This window comes from Deinococcus sp., from assembly GCF_018260405.1.
In the GTDB taxonomy this organism is placed as follows: Bacteria; Deinococcota; Deinococci; order Deinococcales; family Deinococcaceae; genus Deinococcus.
Genome location: NZ_JAGLBG010000145.1, coordinates 1 through 3831 on the forward strand (window position 1 = coordinate 1; position 3831 = coordinate 3831).

2 protein-coding genes are annotated in these 3831 nt (G+C 66.3%); one reads left to right on the forward strand and one right to left on the reverse strand.

The genetic code is table 11. The annotated features are described in order from the left end of the window. Positions 1-60 precede the first annotated feature (60 nt). Complete coding sequence (locus QZ269_RS12245) at positions 61-1062, forward strand: ABC transporter permease (protein ID WP_291426988.1); 1002 nt, start codon at positions 61-63, stop codon at positions 1060-1062. A gap of 68 nt (positions 1063-1130) precedes the next feature. On the opposite strand, the gene QZ269_RS12250 is transcribed toward QZ269_RS12245, so the two are convergent. Further along, positions 1131-3831 (reverse strand): hypothetical protein (locus QZ269_RS12250; protein ID WP_291426989.1); only part of this gene is annotated, 2701 nt, incomplete at its 5' end.

Genomic DNA, 3831 nt, shown 5'->3' on the forward strand with positions numbered 1-3831 from the left:
ACCTGCTGGTAGACCTGAGTTACGCCGCCCTCGACCCCCGGATTCAGTACAGGTGAGAAGATGACTGCAACCGTTCCTGTTCAGACCAAGCCGCGCAAGCAGCAGAGCATCTTTTGGCGGCGCTTTCGTAAAAGTACGCCGGGTAAGGTGGGGGCTATTATCGTTGCCATTTTCGTGCTGCTGGCGGTGCTCGCTTCGGTTATCCGGCCCTACGACGCCATGACTGACCGCGATTACCGCCTCAAACTCAAGCCGCCCAGTATTATGGCGATGTGGGATCAGGGAGCCAGGGAAGCCTACACCGACCCCGTTTCTGGCAAAGTCGAAGTCTGGAAGGCCCCTTTTGGCACCGACAACCTGGGCCGCGATATCTACGCCCGCGTGCTGCACGGTAGCCGCATCAGCCTGAAAGTCGGGGTTCTCAGTACCATTCTGGCGCTGTTGCTGGGCACCCTGCTGGGGCTTTTGGCCGGGTATTTCGGCGGCTGGATCGACTCGGTGCTGGGGTATTTCAGTGACGTGATGATGGCCTTCCCGAGCATTCTGCTGGCGATTGGCTTTGCCACTATCTTCAGCTCCGACCATCCGCCCTTGCTGATCTCGGCGCTCGACCGGCTGTTTGCCCTTAACAGCCCGCAGCTGGTCACGGCTATGCTGGCAGTGTCCATCGTGCAGATTCCGGTGTACATCCGCCTGACTCGCGCGGTGGTACTCTCGGTGCGCGAGATGGAATACGTGCAGGCCGCAGGCGCATTGGGCGCGTCCTCGGGGCGCATGCTGCTGCGGCATGTGCTGCCCAACAGCCTCTCGCCGCTGATCGTGCAGGCCGCCCTGAGTATCGCCACGGCGACCATCGAAGTTGCGGCGCTGGGCTTTCTGGGCATCGGGGCGCAGCCGCCCTTGCCGGAGTGGGGCACCATGATCTCGGACAGCCGCCAGTATTACCTCGACGCGCCTTGGACCATGATTTTCCCCGGCCTCGCCATTTTGTTCAGTGTGCTGGGTTTTAACCTGCTGGGCGACGGCCTGCGGGATATTCTCGATCCGCGCGGTACCCGCTAGAGCGCTTCAAAACCAACAGAGAAGGTGCCTCCGAGTGCCTTCTTTTTTGTGCTGATGGTGTGGTGTGGTCAATCTATTCGTGATCCTGAAGTGCAGCCCTCCTGCTCAGCTTCGCTTCCCAGCACGATTAGGCTGTCGGTGGGGCGCAGCGGCCAGTGACTCTGGGTTCCGGTAAAGGTCTCTACGATCTGAACGGCGTCTGCCCGGCTGTCTTCAAGGGCCTGCCCAGCTTCGCGCCAGATGCCGCCGCGAAACGGGGCCATCAGGGGGTCTTGCAGGGCGTCGCGCAGCCATTCCAGCATCTTCAGGCCGTCCTCAGCGGTCGCTCTGGCTTCCAGTGCCAACAACTGGGCAGCCAGGCCCGGTTCGGCGGTGTAGGTTCCTCCAAGCCCGACCTGCACGCGCCGGAGCAGTGTGTGCGCCCGGTTGATTTCGCTTAGCGCCACCCCCGTCTGAGCGTCTCGCAGATGCGCTTCGGCCAGAATGGTGCGGGCCTGCGTTTCGGCGTAGGGGTGATCGGTCATGTCAAGGGCGCGGCGCACGAAATCCAGCGCCAGTCGCGGCTGCGGCTCGACCAGGGCGCGGCTAAGGTACATGTCGAAGGTCAACACCTGCTCGCGGTCGCTGGCTTCCGGCGCTTGCTGAAGCAACAGGTCGAGCAGTTCGCGGGCGTACGCCAGGTCGCTGTTGTCCTGCACGGCTCCCGAGAAAGGATGCAGGTAGGGCAGGCCCCGGCCCCGCGTCAGGTAGGCCAGCGCAACGCGGTAGTGTGTGCGGCGCGTGCGATATTCGGCCTCGGCGCGGCGCGGGCCGGGTTGCCGCAGCAGCTCCAGTGCCCGTGTAGCCTGCCGGAGAGCCTGATCGGGCTGTCCGACGGCCAGCAGAATCGGCAGGCTCTCGGACAGCAGGCGGGCACGCAGCACCCCGTCGCCTCGGCTGCTGTGCGCTGGTAGCAGGCCCAGAGCACGGTCCATCAGGCGCATCCCGCGTGCCGGATACCCCAGGCGGCGCTCGGCGGTGGCGGCGCGCGCCAGAATGCGGGCCAGTTCCTCGTGGGTTCCGCCCGCCAGTTCCAGTCTGCTGGCGGCGTCCAGCAGCGCACGGAGGGCCTCACCAGGTTGCCCCAGCCGCAGCCGCAGATCGCCTTCTTGATACCGCGCCCGCGCCGAGAGCAGCGGACTTTGTTCGGAAACGGCGGCCAGACTACGTAGGGCCTCGCTCCAGTTGCCCGAGTCTTTGGCGATCAGGCCGCGCCAGAGCAGCGCCCGCGCCCCGGACTGCGCGGTGTGGGGGTCGTTGACTGCTGCGGTAGCGGCCTGAATGTGGCCCTGCCAGCGGGCCAGCGCAGCCTGCACCAGCAGCGCGTCCGAACGGGCAGCCAGAGTCCAGGGGTCGGTCAGGGTGTCGCGCAGCACCTGCTGCACCTCCGGCCTGCCGAGTTGCTGTCTGGCGGCCTCAAAATTTCCGGCGTCTACACTGCTTTCGGCCAGTTTGACCCGCCCCCAGACCTGCACGCCGGGGCGCTCCGATTCCAGAAGCGAGAACAGCGCGTCACGCGCTCTGGAATCGTGGTATTCGCCCCGCCCCGCGTAGTGATCAACCACGGCGCGGGCCAGCTGCTCACGTGCCGTAGCCGGAGCCGAGGCCCGAATAGCAGGCCACAGGTCGGGCAAAAAACGGCTGTCGGCGGGCGACCTGACCAGGAAGCGCTCCAGACCTGACCAGTCACCCAGTTCGGTCAGCGCCGCAAACCAGAACGCTTTGGCATCGTCCGGCCACCCACCCCCGCGCCGCCCACGCTGGGCCAGCTGCTCGAGCGCCACTTGCCGCTTTGCTGCGGGCAGTTGTAGCGCCGCCTGAATGAGTGCCGGACTGGGCCGCCACCGCGCACCATCGGCAATCAATTGGGAGCGGACATGCACCGGTAAGTCCTGAAGCGGGTGTCCCAGGGCGGCCTGCCACACGTCCGGCGAGTAGCTGGCCGGGGGCATTCCGGGCCGCAGAAGCACCGAGAGGGCCAGGGCCAGCGTGTACACGCCGGGGTCGGTAAGCAGTTGCGAGGCGCTGCTGCCTGTGCCGGTCAGTAGGGTCAGGCGGTCGAGGTTCTGCCCGGTTTCGCGCAGCAGGTCGCTGGCAGCCTCACGGGTCACGCCCAGTTTCTGCATCAGGTAGGCGCGGGCCTCGCTGGGGGTGGGTGGCCGCAGCCGGATCAGTTCCGGGCCGTCCTCGGGCCAGCCCGCCGGGTCTTCCAGGGCCAGCAGCACGGCCAGTTCGCGCGGGGCAGCCTGCACTACCGAGTAGGCCCACGCCGCCGGGGAGACCGGCGTACCACTAAGCAGGCGCGGCGGCTGCCCGCCAAAATTCAGGTCAGCTGGAATACGAAGCAGCAGCACGCCGGAGGCGGGCATGGCCTTTTGCATGGCCTCGTGCTGCTGCGCCGCAAGGGCCGCAAATGAACTTCCGCGTGCCGGTACCGTTGGCAAAGCGCTGAGCGCGTCACCGACCAGATTCAGCCAGCAGACGGTCTGTCCCGCTGCCTGGAGGCTGGTCGCCAGATAACTCAGCAGCACCGTTTTGCCGACGCCTGCCTTGCCGCTTACGGCCAGACGCGGGTGGCGACCTGCCCGCAGCGCCGCCGTGAACTGCTTGTAGACCCGCTTTTTGGTGCGTCCCAGCAGCTCCAGTTCGTCGGGAAGTGGCGCGGGGCGGGCGATCACTGGTGTGTCCAGAGGCCGCCCGGTTTCCTGGGCCAGCTCGCGGAGAATGGCG